Origin of the sequence: Rathayibacter sp. VKM Ac-2759, from assembly GCF_009834225.1 — a bacterium.
In the GTDB taxonomy this organism is placed as follows: domain Bacteria; phylum Actinomycetota; class Actinomycetes; order Actinomycetales; family Microbacteriaceae; genus Rathayibacter.
Window position 1 is genome coordinate 3392204 of the sequence record NZ_CP047176.1, and the last position, 21838, is coordinate 3414041.

Here is a 21838-nt window from a genome sequence, read left to right on the forward strand (position 1 = left end):
GGGTTAACGCTGGTGACCCCCTCGACGGGCGGGACCGCCGTAGGTTCGACGGCATGGACACTCCGAACGAGATCCGCGAGTTCCTGATCTCCCGCCGCAACCGGCTCACTCCGCAGCAGGCCGGCCTGCCCGACTTCGGCGGCCGTCGCCGCGTGATCGGGCTGCGCCGCGAAGAGGTCGCCCTGCTGGCCGGGATGAGCGTCGAGTACTACGTCCGCCTGGAGCGCGGCAACGCCTCCGGAGTCTCGGACACCGTCCTCGAGGGCATCAGCCGCGCCCTGCAGCTCGACGACGCCGAGCGCTCCCACCTCTACGACCTCGTCCGCACCGCGAACGACGGCGCCCATCCCCTGCGCCGCCGCCGCACCGCCCGGCCGCAGACGGTGCGGCCGATCGTCCAGCAGATCCTCGACGGGATGCGCGACGTCCCCGCCCTCGTGCAGAACGGCCGGCTCGACGTCCTCGCGACGGACCGGCTCGGAGCGGCGGTGTTCTCGCCGATGCTGGAGCAGCCGCAGCGCCCGGCGAACTTCGGTCGCTTCGTCTTCGACGACCCCCGCGCGTCGGGCTTCTACCGCGACTGGGACGGAGTCGCCGCGCAGACCGTGGCGCTGCTCCGCGCCGAGGCCGGCCGCGCCCCCCACGACCGGCTCCTCACCGACCTGATCGGCGAGCTCTCCACTCGCAGCGAGCCCTTCCGCCGGCTGTGGGCGTCGCACGACGTCCGCGAGCACCGCACCGGAGTGAAGCGCGTCCGCCACCCGGTCGTCGGCGACCTCGAGCTCGGCTACGAGGGCATGGAGCTCACGGACGACCGCGGCCTGCTGCTCATCGCGTTCACCGCCCCGGTAGGGTCTCCCTCCGCGGAGGGTCTGCGGCTGCTCGCGAGCTGGGCGGCTCCTGCCGGCCTCACCGCCCAGCAGCCCGGGCTCGGCTGACGCTCCTGCTGCAGAACGGGGCTCTGCCGGCACGCGAGGTCACGAACGGAGGCGCTGCGATGGAGGATCCGACGGTCCCGGGCGCTCGGTCCCGCGCCCATGCGATCCGTGCTCTGGTGGGCGCCGTCCTCGCCGTCGTCCCGCTCTCGGTCGGTGCGCTGAGCGACATCGCGACGGGCACGGCCGCGACTCGGCTCGCCGCGGATCCCGGCTTCACGCTGCTCGCCCTCGCCGCGCTGCTCGCCGTCGCCGCGCTCGCGAGCATCCCGGTCGGAGTCGTCACCTACCTCCTCGACCGACTCGTCGACCGCGTCTGGCTCAGCCGTGGCGGCCGGCTCGCCGCGGGCACCGTCGCGAACGCCCTCGTCGCCGCGGGCGCGGGCCTCCTGCTCGGCGGACTGATCGCTCCGCTGTGGCGGCCGCTGGATCGCGCACTGGTGTTCACCGCGCCGTGGGCGATCGCCGCGGCCGCGCTGTTCGTGCTCGCGTCGCTGCTCGGGAGGCGCCGAGCGTGAGAGTGGGCCGTGCCCCGGCTGAACGTCGATGGCAGGCCCGCGCGCAGGATCGCGGAGTACGCTCACGGCGTCGCGTCCCTGTCCCCGATGCGCCGTGCCCTGTTCGCGCGGCCATCGGAGACGCCCCGTGAAGACTCTGTTCCACGCCGGTGGCTCTGTGCACCTCGACGACACGACGGCCGACTCCGTCCTCCGGTACTCGCTCCTTCCGGCCTCGCGCGGCGAGATGGGCGCCGTCACGCTCGACGACGTCGCGTTCCCGGAGGACCGGGCGCAGGTGGTGCTCGTCGTCGGCCTCGGCGTTCCGCTCTCCGTCGTCGGCACCCGCAGTCCGGAGGGTGTCCTCGACCGATCGGACTCCGGCACCGACATCGACCGTCGCGTCGAGACCCTCACGGCACCGCGGAACATCGTCCCCGAGGCCACGGCGGACTGGCGCGCCGGCTCTCCGTTCGACCTCGACCTCGTCTGAGCGATCAGTCGGGGTCGGAGCCGCCCTCCTCGTTCCAGCGGTCGATGTCCCGCTCCCCCCGCGCGGCGGCGGCGGGCGACTGCCAGGCGAGGGCGGCCGCGTCCGCCCAGGCCGTCGACGAGGACGGATCGGTGTCGTAGGACTCCCAGAACCTCGCGGCGGTCGGGGCGCTGTCGGTGACGAGGATCGGTGCGTGGTGCGTGGCTTTCCCACCGGTCGATGCCGGGTTCGTGCTGATCGCTGCACTCATCCTCGGACTGTACGCCTCGGCGAGGGGGCAGAACCGAGGTCGGCGGGATCAGCCGTCCCACCGCTCCGATGCGGTCGAGGAGCTCTCCCGGTGCAGACGGGATCACCGCCGCGCACCGATCCTGACCGCCTTCTCAGAACCCGCGGGTGGCAGGTGTACCGTGCAGACGGCACTCATGACAGGAACGTCTCTTCGACGCTCCCGCCCCGCGGACCGCACCGACTCCGCCGCCGACGATCCGTCACGACCGACAGCATCGAGGCCCTCCCATGGGACAGCTCATCTACGGCGCCTGGCGCTGGCGCATCGACTTCGACGACCGCACCCTGCACCACCTGCGGATCGCGCTCGAGCGCCGAGTGAAGGCGGGGGCCTCGTTCCAGCTGACCTGGACGCCGCGCGGACCTGCCGAGCACCACCCGAACTCGATCATGATCCACCCGGGCACCCCGCTGCAGTACCGCTTCGACGAGCGCGAGAGGAGCGGGATGAATCCGCGCTGGTTGAGCGCGCTGCTGCGGCCCGTGCTCAACCAGGACATGGTCGTCACCCACGAGCCGGGCGCGGTCGCTCCGTAGCCCGCCCGGGGGCGGCACTCGAGGCGAGCGGCCCGCGGCGTCCGATCACGAGAGCCTCGCCCGCGGCGCGCGCCATGTACTCGACGAAGACGTAGTACGACCCCACGGGCACGCTGAGCGCGATGTCGCTCCGTCAGCGAACTCGGACAGGCGGCGCTGCTCGCGCTCGTGGCGCTGCTCGGGAGGCGCCGGTCCCGGCGGGGCGGTAGCCACGGCTCGCCCCGTCGCCGTCACTCCGAGGGGACCGCGCACGTCTCCTCTGCCGCGGTCTGGCCGGGAGCGGCGATCGCCTCGGGCGCCGGAGTGACGGGGGCCGCCGCTTCCGACGCGGGAGGCGCCGCCGTCACCGGCTCCTCGGCCACCGGCTCCTCGCCGGGCGCCGGCGCGAGCGTGACCGGTGCGTCGCTGAGGACGCGGGCCATCAGCTCCTCGCCGGCCGCGGTGTCGGGGACGACCTTCCCGGGGTAGTCCGGGTCGTCGAGCGCCGGGTACTGCACGAACACCATCTGCGAGAGGTCGACGTCCTTCAGCGCGAGCGCGAGCGAGATCATCGTCGCCGGGCTCGTCATCGTGGTCGAGAGGTGCAGGTTCGACGAAGCCGCCTGCGCGAGGCCGTAGAGGGCGGGCAGGTTCGAGAGGGTGTCGGCGGAGCGGACCGTGCGCATGAGCGACGCGAGGTACTGCTGCTGCGAGGAGATCCGGCTGAGGTCGCTGCCGTCGCCGACACCGTGCCGGGTGCGCAGGAAGGCGAGGGCGGTGGCGCCCGAGACGGTCGTCGTGCCGGCGGGCAGGTCGAGACCGGAGTCGGTGTCGCGGATCGGCCCGGCGAGGCAGATCGGCACTCCCCCGACGGCGTTGCTCATCTCGATGACGCCGTTGAACGAGACCCAGCCGGCGTAGGGCACCGTGAGGCCGGTGAACTGCTGCAGGGTGTCGTTCACGCAGGCGAGCCCGCCGTACTCGAACGTGGAGTTGAGCGGCACGCTGCCGTCCGCCTCCGTCACGGTGCCCGTCTCGGGATCGGTGCACTCGGGGCGGTCGAGGATCAGGTCGCGCGGGAAGCTGATGACGGTCGCGCTGCGGTGGTCGGCGGAGACGTGCAGCAGGATGTTGACGTCGTTGAGCGTCGCATCGCGGACTCCGAACCGATCGCCCTGGACCGCGTCGTTGTCGGTGCCGACGATCAGGACGTTGAAGCCGCCCTCGATCGCGCCCAGCTGCACCGCCTCGGGCTCGGCCGACGGTGCGATGCCCAGCTCGACGGCGTTCTCGGTGACGTTGCGGCTGATGCTCGCCGAGGCGATCGCGACGAGCGACGTCCCGCTCACGGCGAGGACTCCCACGCACGCCGCGACTCCGAGGAGCAGAGTGCGGGCACCGGACCGGGTGCGGAGGCGTCCGTGGCGGACACCGCGCTCGTTCGTCGTCATCGTCTCGGCACCCTCCTCCGGCCTGACCCCCGAGGGGAGGGTCGACGTCGTCGGCCAGTGTACGGAAGGGGGCGCGGCGCGCAGAGCCGGCCGATGCGGTCGGCGCCGCCGGGCCTGGGTGAGAATGTGGCCATGTCACCGCGACCCGATGCTCCCCTCGATCCCTCCTCGGACATCCCGGAAGACGGCCGGGACGAGACCGAGACGGAGCGGCTGGACCGGAACTGGAACGAGATCCTGCAGGAGCTGCGGGTCATCCAGACCGGGACGCAGATCCTCACCGGATTCCTGCTGGCCATCGCCTTCCAGCAGCGGTTCACCGACCTCGACCCGTTCCAGGTCGACGTCTACCTCGTGCTGGTGACCGTGTCGGTGGCCGCGACGCTCCTCGGCCTCGCTCCCGTGAGCCTGCATCGGGAGCTCTTCCGCCGCGGGGCGAAGGGGACGCTGGTGCACTCCGCGGACGTCCTCCTGCGGCTCACCCTCGCCGCCGTCGCCCTCGTGCTGGTCGGCACCGTCCTGCTGGTGTTCGACGTCGTGACGACGAGGCCCCTCGCGATCACGATGGCGGCCGTCACCGCGGTGGTCATCGCCGGAGTCTGGCTCGTGCTCCCCCGGCGCCTCCACGGCCGCTCCTGATCCGAGCGGCGGGCGGGAATCGCGCGGGCGGGCCGACCCGCAGGATCGACGAGTACGCTCGCGAGCGTCGCGTCCCTGCCCCCGATGCGCCGAACCCCGTTCGCGCGCACATCGGAGACCACCCGTGAAGACCATGTTCCACACCGGCGGCTCCCTGCGCCTCGACGACGCGACCGCCGAGTCCGTCCTCCGGTACTCCCTCGTCCTGGCCGCTCGGGGCGAGATGGGCGCCGTCACCCTCGATGACGTCGCGTACCCGGAGGGCCGAGCGCAGGTGGTGCTCGTCGTCGGCCTCGGCGTCCCGCTCTCCCTCGCCGGCACCCGCAGCCCGGAGGGGATCCTGGACCGCTCGGACACCGGAGCCGACATCGACCGTCGCGTCGAGACGCTGATCGCGCCCCGGAACATCGTCGCCGAGACCGGCGTCGACTGGCGCGCGGACTCCGTCTTCGACATCGATCTCGTCTGAGCGGTCCGTCGGGGAGATCGCCGCGCACCGATCCTGTCCGCTCTCTCAGGATCCGTGGGGGGACGAACCCGCGCCGGCCGAGCGCGCTGCTGCGCCCCGTGCTCGACCAGGACGTGGTCGTCGTCCCCGAACCGGCTGCGAACCTGTGACGGGCCTCTCGGCTTACTGTGGAGTCATGATGTCCCGATTCCTCCGCCTCGGCGCGACCGTCGCCGTCGCCGCTCTCCTCACCGCCTGCTCGTCCCCCGCCGACAGCGGCTCCGACGCCGACGAGATCGACACCGCCGCCGCGGCGGGCGTGCAGGTCACCGGCGACGGCTACAGCTACGCCGTCCCCGAGGGCTGGGACATCCCCGACACGGACGCCGCCTCGATCGGCGCGGACACGCTCGCGGCCGACCTCACCGACACCGACGGATTCTCCGACAACGTCAACGTGGTCCTGAGCCCCGCCGGCGCCGTCACTCCGGAGCAGGTCGAAGACGCCGGAGTGAGTGAGCTCACCGGCGCCGGCGCCACCGACGTCGAGGTCCAGGACCGCGTCCGGGTCGCCGGGACCGAGTCCGCGCACCTCAGCGGCTCGCTGACCGCGCAGGGCGCCTCGTACAGCATCGAGCAGTACTACCTCACCCAGGACGACCAGACCTACGTCGTGACCTTCTCCTTCAGCCCGACCGTGGACGACGACGCCCGCGAGGACGTCGCCGAGTCCGTCCTCGCCTCCTGGGCCTGGGCCTGATCCGCAGCCCGCGCCGGCTCCGCTTGGCCCGAGGGAACCCCGGACCGTCGAGACCGCCCGAGAGGGCGGGCTCCCTCGACGGTCCGGGGTTCCCTCGATGCTTGACACGGTCGCGAGCCGTTCGTACTGTATCGATACACAGCGTTCCTGTACCGATACAGGAACGCTCTCGGCACGAAGGAGTGCGATGAACGACACGACGGCGGCGCCCTCGCCCTCGCCCCTGCAGCGGTTCCTGGCCGACCCGTCGCTGGTCGTGATCGGCGGACGCTGGCACCTCTTCCCCACGACCGACGGCATCGAGGGCTGGGGCGCGACCGCCTTCCGCTCCTACTCCTCGAGCGATCTGGTCGACTGGACCGACGACGGCGAGATCCTGCGCCTGGGCCGCGACGTCGCCTGGGCCGACTCCTCCGCCTGGGCGCCCTCCGCCATCGAGGCCGACGGCGTCCACTACCTCTACTTCACCGCCGGCAACAACATCGGAGTCGCCCGCGCCACGAGTCCGGCCGGGCCGTACACCGACCTCGGAGCACCCCTGGTGGCCGCCGGTCGCTTCGCGGGCACGACCATCGATCCGTCGGTCTTCCGGGACGAGGACGGCACGGTCTACCTGCTCTGGGGCAACGGCGTCGCGCACCTCGTCGAGCTCGCCGACGACCTCGTGTCGTTCGACGAGGCGGACGTCCACTCGTGGGTGCCCACCGGGTTCCGCGAGGCCGCGCACCTGCATCGCCACGGCGACTCCTACTTCCTCACCTGGTCCGAGAACGACACCCGCGAGGCCGACTACCGCGTGCGCTGGGCCGTGGGACCGAGCCCCTACGGCCCCTGGACCGACGGCGGCGTCCTCCTCGAGAAGAACCCCTCGATCGGGATCCTGGCGACCGGGCACCACTCGATCACGGCCGTCCCCGGCACCGACCAGTGGGTGATCGCGTACCACCGCTTCGCCGTCCCGGACGGCGACGGGGTGCACCGCGAGATCGTCTTCGACCTGCTCGTGCACGACGGCGACCGGCTCGTGCCGGTCGTCCCCCGCCACGAGCACCTCCGCCTTCCCCTCACCCCGACCGACTCCTGACCCCTCTCCACCGGATCCCCTACACAGAACGAGGAATGCAATGTCGCATCGCTCCCGCACCACCCGCTCGGCGGCGCTCGTCGTCGCCGCCGCGGCCGCTCTCTCCCTGACCGCCTGCGGCGCCTCGGGCGCCTCCGACGGGAAGACCAGCCTCAGCTTCTTCTCGTGGGACAACGAGGCGACGATGACACCGGTCATCGACGCCTTCGAGGCCGCCCACCCCGACATCGAGATCGAGTTCTCGAACGCGCCGCCCGTCGCCGAGTACATCTCGACGCTCCAGACGCGCCTCGCGGGCAACAACGCCGCCGACGTCTTCATCATCGCCGCCGAGAACAAGACCAACCTCATCGAGGGCGGCTTCGTGAAGGACCTCACCGACGAGCCCTTCATGTCGGCGATGTCGCCGTACAACACCGAGACCTACAGCGCCGACGGCAAGGCCTACGGGATGTCCACCTCCTCGTGGGCGGGCGGCATCCTCTACAACCGCGCGCTGCTCGAGGCCGCCGGCGTCACCGCGATCCCGACCGACTGGGACGAGTTCCTCGACGTGCTCCAGACCGTGAAGGACTCGGGAGTCACCCCGTACTACGACTCCGCGTCGCAGATCCCGCTGGGCGTCTCCGGCCTGGTCGGATCGGCCGAGGCCGAGCAGGGCGGCGGAGTGGACGCCGCGATCTTCGACGGCTCCGCGACCTTCGGCGACCTCTGGGAGGAGCCCCTCACGGCCTGGAGCGAGCTGCTCACGAGCGGCCTCATGAGCCAGGACGTCGTCAGCCTCACCGGCGACCAGATCGTCGACGAGTTCGTCAACGGCCGCGTCGCGATGATGTCGGCCGGCCCCTGGAACCTGCCCTCCGTCCGCGAGAAGGCACCCGATCTCGACGTCGCCTTCGCTCCGTTCCCGACCCTCGACGGCGAGGGCTACTGGGCCGGCGCCGCGTCGCCCGGCTTCGCCATCAACTCGAAGACCGAGCACACGGCCGAGGCGGAGGAGTTCCTCACCTTCCTCGGCAGCGAGGAGGGCGTGCGCATCTACCAGGAGGGCACCTCGGCGCTCACCACCACGACGAACTACACCCCCGTCATCGACCCGGCGCTCGAGCCCAACCTCGCAGGGCTGCAGGCGGGCGAGTTCTACCTGCCGCAGATCGCCTGGTCGCGCGACCAGGACGCGCTGAACACCGAGGCCGTGGCGCAGATCCAGCTGCTCGCCCAGGGGCAGGCCACCCCGGCCGAGGTCGCCGCCGCCCTCCAGGCGCGACTCGAGTCGCAGGGCTGAGGCCCGGGCCCTCGATGACCGCCCACACCGCCACCCGCCCCGCCGGAGCCCTCGCGCTCCGGCGGGCCGCCTCTCCGCTGCGCCGACGCGAGACCGTCAGCACCGGCCTGTTCCTGGTGCCGATCCTGATCGTCTTCGCCCTGCTGTTCGCCGTGCCGCTCGCGCAGTCGTTCTACTTCAGCCTGACCGACTTCGACGGCTACTCGGTCGAGTCCGACTTCGTCGGCTTCGCCAACTACGTCAGCATCTTCCGCGACCCCGCCATGCTCGCCGGGCTCGTCTTCACCCTCACCTACAGCCTCGGAACGACGCTGATCGTCACGGCGCTGGCGATCCCGCTGGCCCTCGCCCTCAACCGGCCCTTCGTCGGCCGCGGCGCCGTCCGCGCGATCCTCTTCTTCCCGGCGATCCCGAGCATCGCGATCCTCGGGCTGGTCTGGGGGCTGATCCTGTCGCCACTGGGCTCGGGAGCGATCAACCGGGTCCTCGAGACCGTCGCCGGCCTCGGCCCGGTGCCGTGGCTGTCCAACGGCGCCCTGGCGCAGCTCTCGGTCATCGTCGTGGGCGTGTGGTCGAGCACCGGCTGGCACGCGATCCTCTACCTCGCCTACCTGCAGTCGATCCCGGAGGACTACTACGAGGTCGCCCGGATCGACGGGGCGTCGGCCCCCCGCCGGTTCTTCTCGATCACGCTCCCCCTCCTCGCCCCCGCGGTGACGGTGAGCACCCTCCTCCTGATGACGGGCGGGCTGAAGGTCTACGACCTCCCGTTCACCCTCACCAAGGGCGGCCCGGGGTTCTCGACCTACACGATCACGCAGTCGATCATCCAGAACGGAGTCGCGCAGGCGCAGTTCGGCAAGGCCTCGGCCCTCGCCGTCGTGTTCCTGCTCGTCGTCGGCTCGATCGTCGCCGTGCAGCTGCTCATCTCGCGCCGATTCGAGGCGAGGACCTCATGACCACTCTGATCGAGGACCCCTCCCCGACCGTCCGGCTCGACGGCCCCCGGCGCCGACGACCCGCCGGGCCCGCTCAGCGCCGCCGCCGCTGGGGCAGTGCGCTGACCAGCGTCGGGATGATCGCGCTCGCCGCGCTCGTCGGCGCCCCCTTCTACTACATCGTCGTCAGCACGCTGAAGACGCAGCAGGAGGTCGCGGCCGCCCCGTTCGCCCTGCCGAGCACCTTCGATCCGAGCAACTACGCCGACGTGTTCGCCTCCGTCCCCGTCCTCGGGGCGTTCATGAACACCCTGTACGTGACGCTCGCCTCCGTCGCTCTGATGCTCCTCGTCGGATCGATGGCCGCCTACGCGATGCTGCTGCGGAAGACTCTCGTGACCCGGATCGCCTCCGTCGTCCTGATCGTCGCGTTCCTCGTGCCCGGCCAGGCGACGCTGATCCCGCTCTACCGGCTGCTCGCCGGCGCCGGGCTGGTCGACAGCCTCGAGGGGCTGATCCTGCTCTACGCGGCGGGATCGATCTTCTGCTACTTCCTGATCCAGGGGTACATGAAGTCGCTGCCGCTCGAGATCTTCGAGGCCGCGCGCATCGACGGCGCCGGACCGTGGCAGATCTACTGGCGCATCGTGCTCCCGCTGATCCGCCCGATCCTCATCACGGTCGGCGTGTTCCAGACGATGTGGGTGTGGAACGACTTCATCACCCCGAACGTGTTCATCAGCTCGCCCGAGAAGCAGACCCTCGTGCTCCAGGTCTACAAGGCGGTCGGGCAGTTCGGAGTGAACTGGCCCGCCTTCCTGACGCTGAGTGTGATCGTGCTGCTGCCGATGGTGGTGTTCTTCATCGCGATGCAGAAGCACATCGTCGGCGGTCTCGTCTCGGGCGGGGTGAAGGGGTGAGCGGGTTCCTGCTCGCCCACTTCCTCCCCGGTGAGCGCGAGGACGGCGAGCGGGTGCGCCTCGCCGTGAGCGAGGGGGCGACCCCGGAGTCGTTCCTCCCGCTCCCGGTGGAGGTCCCGGTGCCGACCGTCGGCGAGGGCGGCGCCCGCGATCCGTTCCTCGTGCGCGACGCGGCGACGGGCGGCGTCGTCCTCCTCGCCACCGACCTGCGGACCTGGCCCGACGACGACTGGCACCGGGCCGTCCGGCGCGGGAGCCGCTCGATCCTGGTCTGGCGCTCCGACGACCTCGTCTCGTGGGGCGGCGCCTCGCTGCACGAGGTCGCCCCCGAGTCGGCCGGCAACGCCTGGGCGCCGAAGGCCTACTGGAGCACCGAGCGCGACCGCTGGCTCGTGTTCTTCTCGGCCGGCCTGTTCGCTCCGGAGTCGGATCGCGCCGTCGCCGCGCACCAGCGGATCCTCGTGGTCGAGACCGCCGACTTCGCCGCCTTCTCGCCGGCCAGGGTCGCCCTCGACACCGGGCGCGACGTCATCGACGCCGCCTTCCTCGACCGGGGCGACGAGTGGCTCCGCTTCACCGTCGAGGCCGAGGCCGACGGAGGTCCCACCGCGATCACGCTCGCCCGCGGCCCCTCGCTCGAGGGCGCGTTCGAGACGGTGCGCACCGGTATCGGGACGCCGGAGCTGGCGCACGGCGAGGGGCCGGCGGTCGCCGTCTCGCCCGACGGGGAGCGGACCTGGCTGCTGATCGACGAGTTCGGGCTGCGGGGCTACCGGGTGTTCGTCAGCGACGATCCGCGCACCGGCGCCTTCGAGCCGGTCGGGGGCGCCCGCCTCCCCGCCGATGCGCGGCACGGCTCGCTGCTCGCGCTCGAGCACGACGAGGCGGAGCGCCTCCGCACCCTCGTGCGATGACCGCGCCGTCGCCCGTGGGACGATCGGGGGGAGGAGGCGCGACATGGTGACGATCCACGACGTGGCGAAGGAGGCGGGGGTCTCCCCCATGACCGTCTCGCACGTCCTCAACGAGCATCCGCACGTGCGCGAGAGCACCCGCGAGCACGTGCTCGACGTCATCGCCCGCCTCGACTACCGCGTCAACGTCGCCGCCCGCAACCTGCGGACCGGGCGCACCGGCACCATCGGACTCGCCGTCCCCGAGATCGACCGCCCCTACTACGGCCGCCTCGCCGCCGAGATCATCACCGCCGCCGAGAAGCACGGCCTCCGCGTGGTCGTCGAGCAGACCGGGGCCCGGCGCGAGAACGAGCTCGAGGCGCTCGCCTCCTCGCGCAAGCGCCTCTACGACGGCATCATCCTCAGCACCGTCGGTCTCGGCGCCGCCGACACCGAGCTGCTGCGGGTCGATCATCCGCTCGTCATCCTCGGCGAGCGCATCTTCGAGGGGCCCGTCGACCACGTCGCGATGGCCAACGTCGACGGCGCCCGCACCGCGGTCGCCCACCTCATCGAGCGCGGCTGCCGCCGGATCGTCATGGTCGACAATCCGGAGCACGACGAGGTCGACGTCTCGAGCCTGCGCCTCGAGGGCTACCGGCGCGCCCACCACGAGGCAGGGCTCCCCGTCGACCCGGAGCTGCACGTGAACGTCTCGGAGTTCACGATGACGGGCGGTGCGGAGGGGATCCGCGACTTCATCGACCGGCGGATCGACTTCGACGGCGTGTTCTGCATCACCGACACGGTCGGCATCGGCGTCCTCCGCGGCCTGGCCGATCGGAGCGTCGCGGTGCCGGCGGACGTGCGGGTCGCCGCGTTCGACTCCATCATCGAGGGCGAGTACACGATCCCGAGGCTGACCACGATCGATCCCGACCACGCCTTCATGGCCCGGACGGCGGTCGAGCGCCTGGTCCACCGCATCGCGGGCGGGACCGACCCCGCGGGCGAGTACATCGCCGTGCCGAAGCTCGTCGTGCGGGAGAGCTCGGCCTGAGCGCGGCCGCGGGCCGGAGTCACCGCTCAGACGCGGGAGACGAGCCCGTGCCCGAGGGCGGCGAGGGCCTCCTCGTCGCGGCGGTAGTGCGACCACTGGCCGATCCGCGTGCAGGTCACGAGGCCGGCCCGCTGGAGGGTCGCCATGAACTGCGAGGCGGTCGACTGCGAGACCCCGGCCCGCGCCTGGATGTGCTTGAGGCACACTCCGACCTCCGCGGCCGGCCTGTCCTGCGGGGGGAACGAGTCGGGCTCGCCGAGCCAGCCGAGGATCGCGAGACGGGTCGGGTGGCCCAGGGCCTTGAAGGCCGCCACCATCTGCTCGTCCGTCAACTCCGCCACGGACACGACCATATCGCAGTATCGCGATGCAACGATGCTGTGCTACCTCTTAGATCGGTAAATCACGATACGACGATGGAGGCGGCATGACGCAGCGGACGGCACTGGTGGTCGGAGCACGGGGAGTGATCGGGGGCAACCTCATCGCGCATCTCGAGCGGGAGGGCGGCTGGGACGTCATCGGGCTCTCCCGGCGCGGCGGCGCCGACGAGGGAGCGGTCCGGCACCGGTCGGTCGACCTGCTCGACCGCGCGGCGACGGCGGAGGCGCTCCGCGATCTGACCGGGGTGACCCACGTCTTCTACGCCGCCTACCAGGACAGGCCGACCTGGGCCGAGCTCGTCGAGCCGAACCTCGCGATGCTGACGAACGTCGTCGACGCGATCGAGCCCGTCGCCGGGCGACTGGAGCACATCGGCCTGATGCAGGGGTACAAGGTCTACGGCGCGCACCTCGGGCCCTTCTCGACGCCGGCGAAGGAGGAGGACCCGCCGCACATGCCGCCCGAGTTCAACGTCGACCAGCAGCAGTTCCTCGAGCGCCGCCAGGCGGGCGCCTCGTGGACGTGGTCGGCGCTGCGGCCGTCGGTCGTCGCCGGAGTCGGGCTGGGCAACCCGATGAACCTCGCGATGGTCATCGCGGTCTACGCCTCGATCAGCAAGGAGCTCGGCATCCCGCTGCGGTTCCCCGGCAAGCCCGGCGCCTACACCGCGCTGATCGAGCTGACCGACGCCGACCTGCTGTCCCGGGCGATCACCTGGGCCGCGACGACTCCCGAGACGCGGAACCAGGCGTACAACATCACCAACGGCGACCTGTTCCGCTGGTCGAGGATGTGGCCCGCGATCGCGGCGTTCTTCGACCTCGAGACCGCCCCTCCGCTGCCGATGAGCCTGACCGAGGTCATGGCCGACAAGGGGCCGCTGTGGGACGCGATGACCCTCCGGCACGGTCTCGTCAGAACCCCGTACTCCGAGGTGTCGTCGTGGCGGTTCGGCGACTTCGTCTTCGGCTGGGACTACGACGTCATCGCCGACACGTCGAGATCGCGGCGAGCGGGGTTCCACGAGTACGTCGACAGCGAGGCGATGCTCCTGCGCATCTTCCAGGACCTCCGCGACCGCCGGCTCATCCCGTGATCGCCGGAGACGGAGCGGGTCCTCGGTCTCGACGCCCGAGCCCCGCGCTCGCTACGGTGACCGCATGGCCACCGCACGAGTCCTCGCTCCCGAGCCGCCCGCCGACGGGTCGACGCCGAAGGGGCCCGCGTCGTACTTCGCGAGCATCGAGCGCACCTACGGGCGCCCGATCCAGGAGTGGCTCGACCTCGCGAACGCGGAGCTCGACGAGGCCCCGCACATGCAGGTCGTCGCCCGGCTGAAGGACGAGCACGGGATGGGCCACGGGCACGCGAACGCGGTCGTCGCATACGTGAAGGCCGCGCGCGGCTGACAGGTCCGGGTGGCCCCGCCCTCTTCAGGGCGTGTCCGCAAGCGGACCTTGCCCGGCCCGTGCGCGGTCGCGAGACTCGGGGTCGGCGCATGCTCGGCAGCGCGCCGACGTCCCGCCGCGCCCAGACAGGAGTGACGCCTTGATCGAGACCTCACCCGGCGCCTCCCGGCAGAGCGCGCGGCAGGGGCTCCGCGCGTGGCTCCGGGGCGGCGCGTTCGGGCCGACCGAGCTGTCGCGCCGCGGCGTGATCCTGGTCGTCGTCTCGGTGGTCGTCGTCGTCATCCCGGTCGTGGGCCTGACGCTGCTCTCCGTCGAGGTGCACCTGGCGCTGAAGGTGTCGGTGCTGGCCGTCACGGTGGTCGCGCTCGTCGGAGCGGCGCTGCGGGTCGTCGCCGACGCGCGGCCCACCCCTCGGGGCGATCTCGACCGGGCGGGCAAGGTGATCGGGGCGGTCGCCGCCCTCTTCACGGCGCTCGCCGTGCTCCTCGACTGGGGCGGCCTCGACCTCTGACCACGATCCCCGGCCGAGGACCCGCGGACCGCACGGTGAGCGCGCGCCCTACAGCCCCTCGACGAGGGCCGCCCGGAGCGCGTCGCTCATGTCGCCGGGCGGCTCGACCTCGACGGCGAGCGCCTGGACGGCGCGGCTGTAGAAGTTGCGCGCCGCGGCGGCGAGCGCGATGTCGACGATCTCGCGATCGGTGAAGCCGGCCTCGCGCAGCCGGGTGCTGTCCGCCTCCGTCATGTCGGCGGCATCGCGGCTGACCCGCTCCGCGAACGCCATCATGGCCACCTCGGCGGGGGTCAGGCCGGCGTCGCGGTAGTCCCGCGCGATGCGGAGCAGCTGCTCCTCCGGGATCCAGCGCGAGGCGACGCGTCCGTGGGCGAGCAGGCAGTGCGCCGATCGGGCGCCGCGGGCGGCCGCGAGGGTCACGAGCTCGTAGCGGCGCCGGTCCATCCGCGCGGTGATCGCCCTGCTCAACCCGTCCCACGCGAGGAGCGCCTCCGGGTTCAGGGCCAGGACCTTCGTGTGGGCGGCGACGTGGCCCTGGTCGTGCACGTCGTCGGCGTAGAGCTCGGCCACCGGCCCGGTCGCCTCGGCCTCGGGGACGGTCACGATGATCGACACGGTCGCTCTCCTCGTCCTCCGACAGCGGCGCCGCGGTGCGTCCGCCCTCGGATGCTATGCCCGCGGACGCGGAACCGACAGGCCCGCGGCCGTCAGGGCTCGAGGAAGAGCACCGGCAGGTCGGCGATGCGCAGACCGGAGTCGCGGAGGGCGGCCTCGATCGCGGCGTGCTGGTCGTCGGGCGCGACGATCTGGACCTTGGGGACTCCGTCGATCTGCTCGCCGCCATCGGCGTAGTAGCGCGTGACGCCGTGGTCGTCGACGAGGCGGGCGAGCAGGGCGCGGTACCGCTCCGACTCCCCGGGCTCGACCAGGACGGCGAGGGTGGAGCCGCCGATCTCGACGGGCGCGGTGGCGTCGGCACCCGCGGCGTCGCGGAGGACCTCGGCCTCGGCGACGAGCGGGAGGAGCGAGGTGATCCGAGCGTCGGCCTCCTCGAGCGCGACGAGCGCGAAGGTGCCGTCGAGGCGGGTGGAGGCGTACAGGTCCAGACCCCCCACGGCGCCGCCGACCCGCTCGGCGAGGGCCGCCGTGTCGAGGCCGGAGTCGAGACAGCTGCCCTGGGCCGCCGCTCCCTCCGCAGGGCTGTTCACCGCGACCGCGCTCCCGGCGCCGGTCTGCACCCGCACCGTCCACTGGACGTCGTCGGGATACGTCGACGCGCACGTGCTGTCGACCAGATCGGGCAGGCCCGCCTCGTCGACGGTGAGTCCGATCCACGAGGTCGGATGAGCGAAGGCGGGCGCCTCGACCCACCGCTCGCTGCCGTCGACACTCACGCCGGGGAGGCCCTCGATCTGCGCGGTCAGCCGGTCGAACCCCTCGTCGGGCCGGTCGAAGTGCGTCTCGTCGATCATCCAGCCGAAGACCACGACCGCCGCACCGCCCAGGACGACGGCGACCCCGGCGCCGAGGGTGAGCCACAGCTTCGTCGACATGCCACCAGCCTCCCCCTGGCGGGCGAGGCGCGGGGCGAACTCGCGGTGAACGTCCGCTTGAGGACGTGTCCGCAAGCGGATGTTGCCGTGCCGAGGGTCGGATCGGAAGACTCGGGAGGTTCCCGAGCCCAGGAGTCGCCGCGATGCCCGAGATCCCGCCCCTCGCCACCGGTTCATGGCGATGACCGAGACGGCCCAGGAGCGTCCCGCCGCCGACGCGACCCCGCGACTCCGGCTGCGGGCGTGGCTCCGCGGGGGATCCTTCGGGCCGACCGAGCTCTCGCGCCGCGGCTGCCTCCTGGTGCTGGCGTCGGTCCTCGCCGTGCTGATCCCGGTGGTGTCGCTGACGCTGATGGCCGTCGACGCCCACCTGGCCCTCAAGGTGTGGGTGCTCGCGATCACGGTGATCGCCGTGGTCGGGGCGGTGCTGCGCGTCGTGGCGGATGTGCGGCCGGACCCGCAGGACGATCTGGACCGCGCCGGGAAGGCGATCGGGGCGGTGGCCGCCCTGTACACCGCGCTCGCGGTGATCATCGACTGGAGCCTCCTGCACCTGTGAGGGGCTCGAGGCCGTCGGAGTCGGTTCAGGACACCGGATCGTGCCCGGTCGGTGCGTGCCGATCACCCGGAGTCACCCGAGCACTCTCCGCGTGATCGGCACCCGGGGGCGTGGAGCCGTCGGCCGCCCACGCCGCACCCAGCGCGAACAGGGTCGAGACGCCGTGGTGCTCCATCGCGGCCGCGACGCGGCGCCGGCCCGTGCGGGGGTTGATGCCCAGGCGGTGCGACGCCGATTCGAGCGTGACGCCCGTCCGCATCAGCCGCAGGAGCGAGGTCCACGGCTGGTCGACGGCGCCGATCGGAGCCGCCTGCCGCCACAGCTCCTCGAAGTACGCGCTGACCAGCCCGGCCAGGGCGTGCTGACGGACGCCGAGCACGCTCGTGGGCCGCGTCTCGCCCCACCGGAACGGCACGGCGAGGTGCTCGCCGTCGACCCAGAACCAGCACGGCGGGGTCTCGAGCAGCCGGTACTCGACTCCCGCCTTCTGGTACGCCTCGATGCGGGCGAGCACGCGCGGGTCGCCGATGCCGTCGGCCGGGATGATGACGCGCACCCGGTCCTTCGCGAGCAGCGCCTCGCCGAAGCGCTGCGCCCGCTCGGTCGGCGGGTCGAGGAAGCGCTCGACATCGGGGAGGACGGCGTCGAGCGTGCCGGAGTCGCGGCGGACGAGGTCGAACCAGAGGTCCTCGGAGGCGTGCGGACCGTGCCGCAGCAGGGTCGGCACGAGATCGGCGGAGGACTCGCCGACCGACCACGCGCCGAGCAGCGCCGGCAGAGCGGCGACGAGGCGCTCGATGCCGTCCATCGAGTCGCGCGCCGCCTCGGCGTGCCGCGCGATGGTCGTCGCGGCCCACTCGGCGGGAGGCACGAAGGCGAGCACGTCGCCCTCGCCGCGCAGGAGACCCCGACCGCGGAGGCGCTCCACCGCCTGCTGCAGCTCGGCGCGGTCGAGGTGCGTCAGCTCGGCGGCCTCCGCGAGGGTGGCCGGGCGGCCGCGGTGCAGCGTCGCGAGCAGGTCGTCGTCGTCCATGCGTCTCCCGTGATGTGAGGGTCCGGGATCGACAGTGCCGCCTCGGAGCGCGGAGGCCGAGCCCCGGAGCGATGTCGGCGGAGGCACCGCAGGTCGAGTAGAGCATGCCGACCCGCTTCCACCACCCCTCCGTTGGACGCTTTCTGCTGTTCTCAGCGCGTCGGAGGGACGAGAAGCGGCGAACGGAACGCCCGGTGCCGGCGAGCGGCTCCCGCTACTGCAGGGTGTGCGCGTGGTCGGGCACGGTGCGGAACCGGTCGCGCGCCGGGCGCTCGTAGGTGTCGGACGCCGGCCGCGGCGGGAAGTCGATCGGCTCGGGATCGCGGTGCTCGTAGGGGATCTGCGAGAGCAGGTGCTTGATCACGTTGAGCCGCGACGAGCGCTTGTCGTCACTCGGGATGGTCCACCACGGCGCATCGGCGTGGTCGGTGGCCTCGAACATCTCGTCCTTGGCGCGCGAGTAGTCCTCCCACCGCGTGATCGACTGCAGGTCGGTGTCCGAGAGCTTCCAGCGCCGCATCGGATCCTCCAGGCGCGAGCGGAAGCGGGCCTCCTGCACGTCGTCGGACACCGAGAACCAGTACTTGAGCAGGATGACGCCGTCCTCGACCAGCATCCGCTCGACGACCGGCGCCTGCTTCAGGAACAGCTGGTACTGCTCCGGGGTGCAGTAGCCCATCACCCGCTCGACGCCGGCGCGGTTGTACCAGGAGCGGTCCATCAGCACGATCTCGCCGGCGGTCGGGAGGCGCTCGAGGTAGCGCTGGAAGTACCACTGGCCCTTCTCGCGCTCGCTCGGCGTCGGCAGCGCCACCACGCGCGCCGACCGCGGGTTCAGGTACTGCACGATCCGCTTGATCGCGCCGCCCTTGCCCGCGGCGTCGCGGCCCTCGAAGACCACGACGACGCGCGCCCCCGTCTCGATCACCCAGCGCTGCATCGTGACCAGCTCGATCTGCAGGCGCTCGAGCTCGGCCGCGTAGAGCGCCTTGCGGATGCGGTGCCCGTGCGTGCTCGACTTCGACATCCCGTGACTTCCGACCTGTCCCGACGGGGACTCCGACGATCGCCACCGTGACGAACGGAGTGGACGCTACGCCTCTGCGAGGCGGGTGTCAGGGGGTGGTGCGGAGGGACGACGCGGTGATCGCGGGGCCGGCCGCCGATCGGACCGCCGCCCGATCAGACGATCCGCTCCCCCGCCGCCCAGACCTGCGCGATCGAGTGGTCGGCGGCGATCGCCACGACGTCGGCCGCGCAGCCGGCGGCCAGGCGGCCGAAGCGGTCGTCGAGGCCCAGTGCCCGGGCCGGAGTCGACGTGAGGGCGGCGACCGCCTCCTGCTCACCGAGGCCCGCGCGCTCGACCGCGATCCTCAGCGCCGCGTCCTGGGTGAGCGTCGAGCCGGCGATGGTGCCGCTCCCCTCGACCCGCGCGACGCCGTCGACGACGCTCACTCCGAGCGAGCCGAGGCGGTAGGCGCCGTCGGCGGCGCCGGCGGCCGCCATCGCGTCGGTGATCAGGGCGATACGGCCCGGAGCGGCGCCGAAGAGGAGGCGCGCCACGGGAGGGGCGACGTGGACGCCGTCGAGGATGAGCTCGAGGGTGACCCGCTCGTCCTCCACCGCCGCGACGATCGGGCCGGGCTCGCGGTGGTGGACGCCGGGCATGGCGTTGAAGGCGTGGGTGAGCACCGTCGCTCCGGCGGCGAACGCCTCGCGGGCCTGCTCGTACGACGCGACCGTGTGGCCGACCGCGGCGACGACACCTCCGTCGACGATCCTCCGGATCGCGTCGAGCGCCCCGGGGAGCTCGGGCGCGACGGTGATCTGGCGCAGCACTCCGCGGCCGGCCGAGAGCAGCGCCTCCACGTTCTCGCGCGTGGGCTCGAGCAGCGTGCCCGGGTCGTGGGCGCCGTGGTTGCCGGGCGAGAGGAAGGGACCCTCGAGGTGCGCGCCCAGGATCAGCGGGTCGCGCGACATCGCCTCGCGGATCGTGGCGAGCGATCGCTCCAGGGCGGGGAGCGGGTTCGCGACGAGACTGAGCACCGAGCGCGTGGTGCCGTGCCGTCGGTGCAGCGCGAGGGCGGCGGCGATCCCGTCGGGGCCGTCGTCGTACGATCCGTGCGCGCCGCCGTGTCCGTGCAGGTCGACGAAGCCGGGGACGAGCACGACGTCGCCCGCGTCGACCACGCGATCGGCCGGCGGAGCGTCGGGGCCGGAGCCGACCGCGCCGATGCGCTCGCCGGCGAGGAGGACCCACGCGTCGCGGAGGTCCGCCCCCGCGTCGATCAGGCGCGCGCCGCGGAGGAGGACGGTGCTCACCATGCCCTCATCCTCGCGTACTCGGGGGCGTAGCCGCCCGAGGAGGGAGGCGGAATGCGGGCCTCCGGGCACGGCACCGCGGCGCGCAGCGGCGCAATACGACAGGTCTGCGCCGGTCATCGGGGCGAAACGAGAGGCCGGTTGACTGGGCGTCACCAGCACGACGAGGAGACCGCCAGCATGAGCGCGCAGAACCAGCAGCCGACCGTCATCACCGGAGTGGTCGTCCCCGGCGACCAGCGCGGCCGACTCCTCGGCTTCCCGACGGCCAATCTGCCGCTGGCCGACGGCGGAGTCTCGGACGGCGTCTACGCCGGCACCGTGATCGACGCGACCGACGGCTCCGAGCACCTCGCCGCCGTCTCGGTCGGCCGCCGCGCGAGCTTCTACGGTCGCGACGGCGTCCGCCTGCTGGAGGCCCACCTCCTCGACTTCGCCGGCGACCTCTACGGGCACTCGATCACCGTCGAGCTGCACGCGAAGCTGCGGCCGCAGCGCCGGTACCGCGGGGCGGAGGCACTCGTCGAGCAGCTGGGGCGCGACGTCGCGGCGACGCGCACCTGGTCGCTCGAGAGCGCCTCCGCACCCGAGCACCGGGGGCGACGGCACCCCGTCGGAGCGCGCCGCCCGCGCGACGAGGCCTCTCCCGGCCGGCGCACCGCCGAGCGGCTCGCGGCCCTCGCGGGGTCGCTGGAGGACACCGACGCCACCCACGAGATCGTCGCCGAGCGCAGCAGGCTCCCGCTCGACTACCTCCGCTGGGCGTACCCGAGCACGCAGGAGCTCCTGTCCGCGGTGCAGTCCTCGACCGCGCCGGAGCAGCCGTAACCCAGCTTTTACGCGACACGCGATCAGGCGCATAGAAGCCCACCTACGGTGGGGTTTCGGGCCGCGGCCCCCCGAGGAGGCACACCATGGACGACGATTTCGAACTCGCGGAGGCCCTCGGCCGGGCTCGCGAGGGCAGCCAGCGCCGGATCCGCGAGCTCCTGCAGAGCAGCCCGCGTCGCGCCCACGCACTGCTGCGCGCCAGCATCCGCCGCGGACTGATCACCGAGAAGGACCTGGTCGAGGAGCACGACCTCGTCATGTCGATGATGATGAGCCGCAACTCCATCCGCAGCGCCCTGCAGCAGCTGGGCTCGGAGGGTCTCATCCGCCGCCGGCAGCGGATCGGCACCAACGTGGTCGGCAGCATCTGGGAGCTCCCGCTCCTCTCCCTCCTCCCCACGAGCGGCTGGGTGATGGGCTCGGACTCGGTGCAGCACCCGGGCGGCCTCGCGATGACCTGCGAGGTCACGGACGTCAGCGAGGTGATCGCCCACCGCCACATCCGCGAGCGCCTCGAGCTCGACGGCGACCGCGTCGTGATGGCCGAGCAGCTCGTGTCGATCGAGGGCGTCCCGGCCGGGATCATCGTCGGCTACCACCCCATCGCGGGGACGACGCTGCCCGGGATGCGCCCCGATCCGATGCCCTTCATCGACTCCGTCCGCGCCGCTCCCGGCAATCAGGTCGAGGCGACCGTCGAGGCGGTGAACGCCGACGAGCGCACGGCGCGCATCCTCGGCCTCAAGGAGGGCGCGGCGATCCTCACCCGCGAGACCCTCGTCCGCGATGCCGCCGGGGTGCCGCAGATCCTCGCCTACGGCCACTACCGCGGAGATCGCGTCGCGCTCTGGGCCGAGGACCCCGACGTCGAGGCGATGCGCTTCACCGCCCCGCCCCTCGACGAGCGCACGGCCGACACCGCACCGGCGAATTGACGGCTCCGGTGACCGGAAACCCTGGTCAACAACGCTTTCCGTCTCGATGACGCGACGCGCAATCAGGTGTTGACGGCGGCGACGC

General features: G+C 72.4%; 27 protein-coding genes. 19 read left to right on the forward strand and 8 right to left on the reverse strand.

What is annotated here, in order from left to right; translation table 11 throughout:
* Positions 1-53: 53 nt before the first annotated feature.
* From GSU68_RS15870 to GSU68_RS15880, 3 genes are all read left to right on the forward strand, one after another.
* Entirely contained in the window at positions 54-938 is an 885-nt protein-coding gene (locus GSU68_RS15870) for a helix-turn-helix transcriptional regulator (protein WP_159909622.1), read from the forward strand.
* Between the two features lie 116 nt (positions 939-1054).
* Positions 1055-1453 carry a hypothetical protein gene (locus tag GSU68_RS15875; RefSeq protein WP_208544595.1) on the forward strand — a complete coding sequence of 133 codons (399 nt, stop codon included), beginning with the start codon at positions 1055-1057 and terminating at the stop codon, positions 1451-1453.
* Between the two features lie 127 nt (positions 1454-1580).
* Positions 1581-1925: a hypothetical protein gene (locus GSU68_RS15880; RefSeq protein ID WP_159909624.1), complete on the forward strand. Its 345-nt coding sequence runs from the start codon at positions 1581-1583 to the stop codon at positions 1923-1925.
* A gap of 4 nt (positions 1926-1929) precedes the next feature.
* On the opposite strand, the gene GSU68_RS15885 is transcribed toward GSU68_RS15880, so the two are convergent.
* Positions 1930-2175 (reverse strand): hypothetical protein, encoded by a 246-nt coding sequence (locus GSU68_RS15885; protein WP_159909625.1) that lies wholly within the window; start codon positions 2173-2175, stop codon positions 1930-1932.
* A gap of 269 nt (positions 2176-2444) precedes the next feature.
* Here GSU68_RS15885 and GSU68_RS15890 point away from each other — a divergent pair, with 269 nt between their 5' ends.
* Positions 2445-2753, forward strand: coding sequence for a hypothetical protein (locus GSU68_RS15890; protein ID WP_159909626.1), 309 nt, complete (start codon positions 2445-2447; stop codon positions 2751-2753).
* A gap of 230 nt (positions 2754-2983) precedes the next feature.
* Here the strand turns inward: GSU68_RS15890 and GSU68_RS15895 are convergent, their stop codons facing one another.
* A complete protein-coding gene (locus tag GSU68_RS15895) occupies positions 2984-4183 on the reverse strand; it encodes an LCP family protein (RefSeq protein ID WP_159909627.1) in 1200 nt (399 codons plus the stop codon).
* A 132-nt stretch (positions 4184-4315) separates the two neighbouring features.
* On the opposite strand from GSU68_RS15895, the gene GSU68_RS15900 reads away from it, so the two are divergent.
* The 9 genes from GSU68_RS15900 (at position 4316) to GSU68_RS15940 (ending at position 12213) form a co-directional block, all read left to right on the forward strand.
* On the forward strand, positions 4316-4822 hold the full coding sequence (locus GSU68_RS15900) for a DUF6328 family protein (protein WP_159909628.1): 507 nt from the start codon (positions 4316-4318) through the stop codon (positions 4820-4822).
* Positions 4823-4946: 124 nt separating this feature from the next.
* Entirely contained in the window at positions 4947-5291 is a 345-nt protein-coding gene (locus tag GSU68_RS15905) for a hypothetical protein (protein WP_159909629.1), read from the forward strand.
* Between the two features lie 175 nt (positions 5292-5466).
* Entirely contained in the window at positions 5467-6030 is a 564-nt protein-coding gene (locus GSU68_RS15910) for a hypothetical protein (protein ID WP_159909630.1), read from the forward strand.
* A gap of 187 nt (positions 6031-6217) precedes the next feature.
* Positions 6218-7114 (forward strand): family 43 glycosylhydrolase, encoded by an 897-nt coding sequence (locus GSU68_RS15915; RefSeq protein ID WP_159909631.1) that lies wholly within the window; start codon positions 6218-6220, stop codon positions 7112-7114.
* Between the two features lie 40 nt (positions 7115-7154).
* Entirely contained in the window at positions 7155-8399 is a 1245-nt protein-coding gene (locus GSU68_RS15920; RefSeq protein WP_159909632.1) for an extracellular solute-binding protein, read from the forward strand.
* A gap of 14 nt (positions 8400-8413) precedes the next feature.
* On the forward strand, positions 8414-9358 hold the full coding sequence (locus GSU68_RS15925; protein WP_159909633.1) for a sugar ABC transporter permease: 945 nt from the start codon (positions 8414-8416) through the stop codon (positions 9356-9358).
* Positions 9355-10257 carry a carbohydrate ABC transporter permease gene (locus tag GSU68_RS15930; protein ID WP_159909634.1) on the forward strand — a complete coding sequence of 301 codons (903 nt, stop codon included), beginning with the start codon at positions 9355-9357 and terminating at the stop codon, positions 10255-10257. The genes GSU68_RS15925 and GSU68_RS15930 overlap by 4 nt, the downstream gene beginning before the upstream one ends.
* Entirely contained in the window at positions 10254-11171 is a 918-nt protein-coding gene (locus GSU68_RS15935; protein WP_159909635.1) for a glycoside hydrolase family 43 protein, read from the forward strand. Before GSU68_RS15930 ends, GSU68_RS15935 begins: the two co-directional genes overlap by 4 nt.
* 43 nt (positions 11172-11214) lie before the next feature.
* Positions 11215-12213: a LacI family DNA-binding transcriptional regulator gene (locus GSU68_RS15940; protein WP_159909636.1), complete on the forward strand. Its 999-nt coding sequence runs from the start codon at positions 11215-11217 to the stop codon at positions 12211-12213.
* Positions 12214-12239: 26 nt separating this feature from the next.
* Here the strand turns inward: GSU68_RS15940 and GSU68_RS15945 are convergent, their stop codons facing one another.
* On the reverse strand, positions 12240-12554 hold the full coding sequence (locus GSU68_RS15945) for a metalloregulator ArsR/SmtB family transcription factor (RefSeq protein WP_244259310.1): 315 nt from the start codon (positions 12552-12554) through the stop codon (positions 12240-12242).
* 86 nt (positions 12555-12640) lie between these two features.
* Between GSU68_RS15945 and GSU68_RS15950 the strand changes: the two genes are divergently transcribed.
* The 3 genes from GSU68_RS15950 (at position 12641) to GSU68_RS15960 (ending at position 14517) form a co-directional block, all read left to right on the forward strand.
* Positions 12641-13693, forward strand: a complete 1053-nt coding sequence (locus GSU68_RS15950) for an SDR family oxidoreductase (protein WP_159909638.1) — start codon at positions 12641-12643, stop codon at positions 13691-13693.
* A 64-nt stretch (positions 13694-13757) separates the two neighbouring features.
* Positions 13758-14006 carry a DUF4287 domain-containing protein gene (locus tag GSU68_RS15955; RefSeq protein WP_159909639.1) on the forward strand — a complete coding sequence of 83 codons (249 nt, stop codon included), beginning with the start codon at positions 13758-13760 and terminating at the stop codon, positions 14004-14006.
* Positions 14007-14145: 139 nt separating this feature from the next.
* On the forward strand, positions 14146-14517 hold the full coding sequence (locus tag GSU68_RS15960) for a hypothetical protein (protein ID WP_159909640.1): 372 nt from the start codon (positions 14146-14148) through the stop codon (positions 14515-14517).
* 48 nt (positions 14518-14565) lie between these two features.
* Here the strand turns inward: GSU68_RS15960 and GSU68_RS15965 are convergent, their stop codons facing one another.
* Both GSU68_RS15965 and GSU68_RS15970 read right to left on the reverse strand, forming a co-directional pair.
* Positions 14566-15135: a carboxymuconolactone decarboxylase family protein gene (locus GSU68_RS15965; protein WP_159909641.1), complete on the reverse strand. Its 570-nt coding sequence runs from the start codon at positions 15133-15135 to the stop codon at positions 14566-14568.
* 92 nt (positions 15136-15227) lie between these two features.
* Entirely contained in the window at positions 15228-16073 is an 846-nt protein-coding gene (locus tag GSU68_RS15970) for a hypothetical protein (protein ID WP_159909642.1), read from the reverse strand.
* Between the two features lie 175 nt (positions 16074-16248).
* Between GSU68_RS15970 and GSU68_RS15975 the strand changes: the two genes are divergently transcribed.
* Positions 16249-16632 carry a hypothetical protein gene (locus GSU68_RS15975; RefSeq protein WP_159909643.1) on the forward strand — a complete coding sequence of 128 codons (384 nt, stop codon included), beginning with the start codon at positions 16249-16251 and terminating at the stop codon, positions 16630-16632.
* A gap of 25 nt (positions 16633-16657) precedes the next feature.
* On the opposite strand, the gene GSU68_RS15980 is transcribed toward GSU68_RS15975, so the two are convergent.
* The 3 genes from GSU68_RS15980 to nagA form a co-directional block, all read right to left on the reverse strand.
* Positions 16658-17665: a hypothetical protein gene (locus GSU68_RS15980; protein ID WP_159909644.1), complete on the reverse strand. Its 1008-nt coding sequence runs from the start codon at positions 17663-17665 to the stop codon at positions 16658-16660.
* Between the two features lie 214 nt (positions 17666-17879).
* Positions 17880-18692 carry a polyphosphate kinase 2 gene (ppk2, locus tag GSU68_RS15985; protein ID WP_159909645.1) on the reverse strand — a complete coding sequence of 271 codons (813 nt, stop codon included), beginning with the start codon at positions 18690-18692 and terminating at the stop codon, positions 17880-17882.
* 155 nt (positions 18693-18847) lie between these two features.
* Positions 18848-19990, reverse strand: a complete 1143-nt coding sequence (nagA, locus tag GSU68_RS15990; protein WP_159909646.1) for an N-acetylglucosamine-6-phosphate deacetylase — start codon at positions 19988-19990, stop codon at positions 18848-18850.
* A 177-nt stretch (positions 19991-20167) separates the two neighbouring features.
* Between nagA and GSU68_RS15995 the strand changes: the two genes are divergently transcribed.
* Positions 20168-20815, forward strand: a complete 648-nt coding sequence (locus GSU68_RS15995) for a riboflavin kinase (protein ID WP_159909647.1) — start codon at positions 20168-20170, stop codon at positions 20813-20815.
* A gap of 86 nt (positions 20816-20901) precedes the next feature.
* On the forward strand, positions 20902-21753 hold the full coding sequence (locus tag GSU68_RS16000) for a GntR family transcriptional regulator (RefSeq protein WP_159909648.1): 852 nt from the start codon (positions 20902-20904) through the stop codon (positions 21751-21753).
* The last annotated feature ends 85 nt before the right edge of the window (positions 21754-21838 follow it).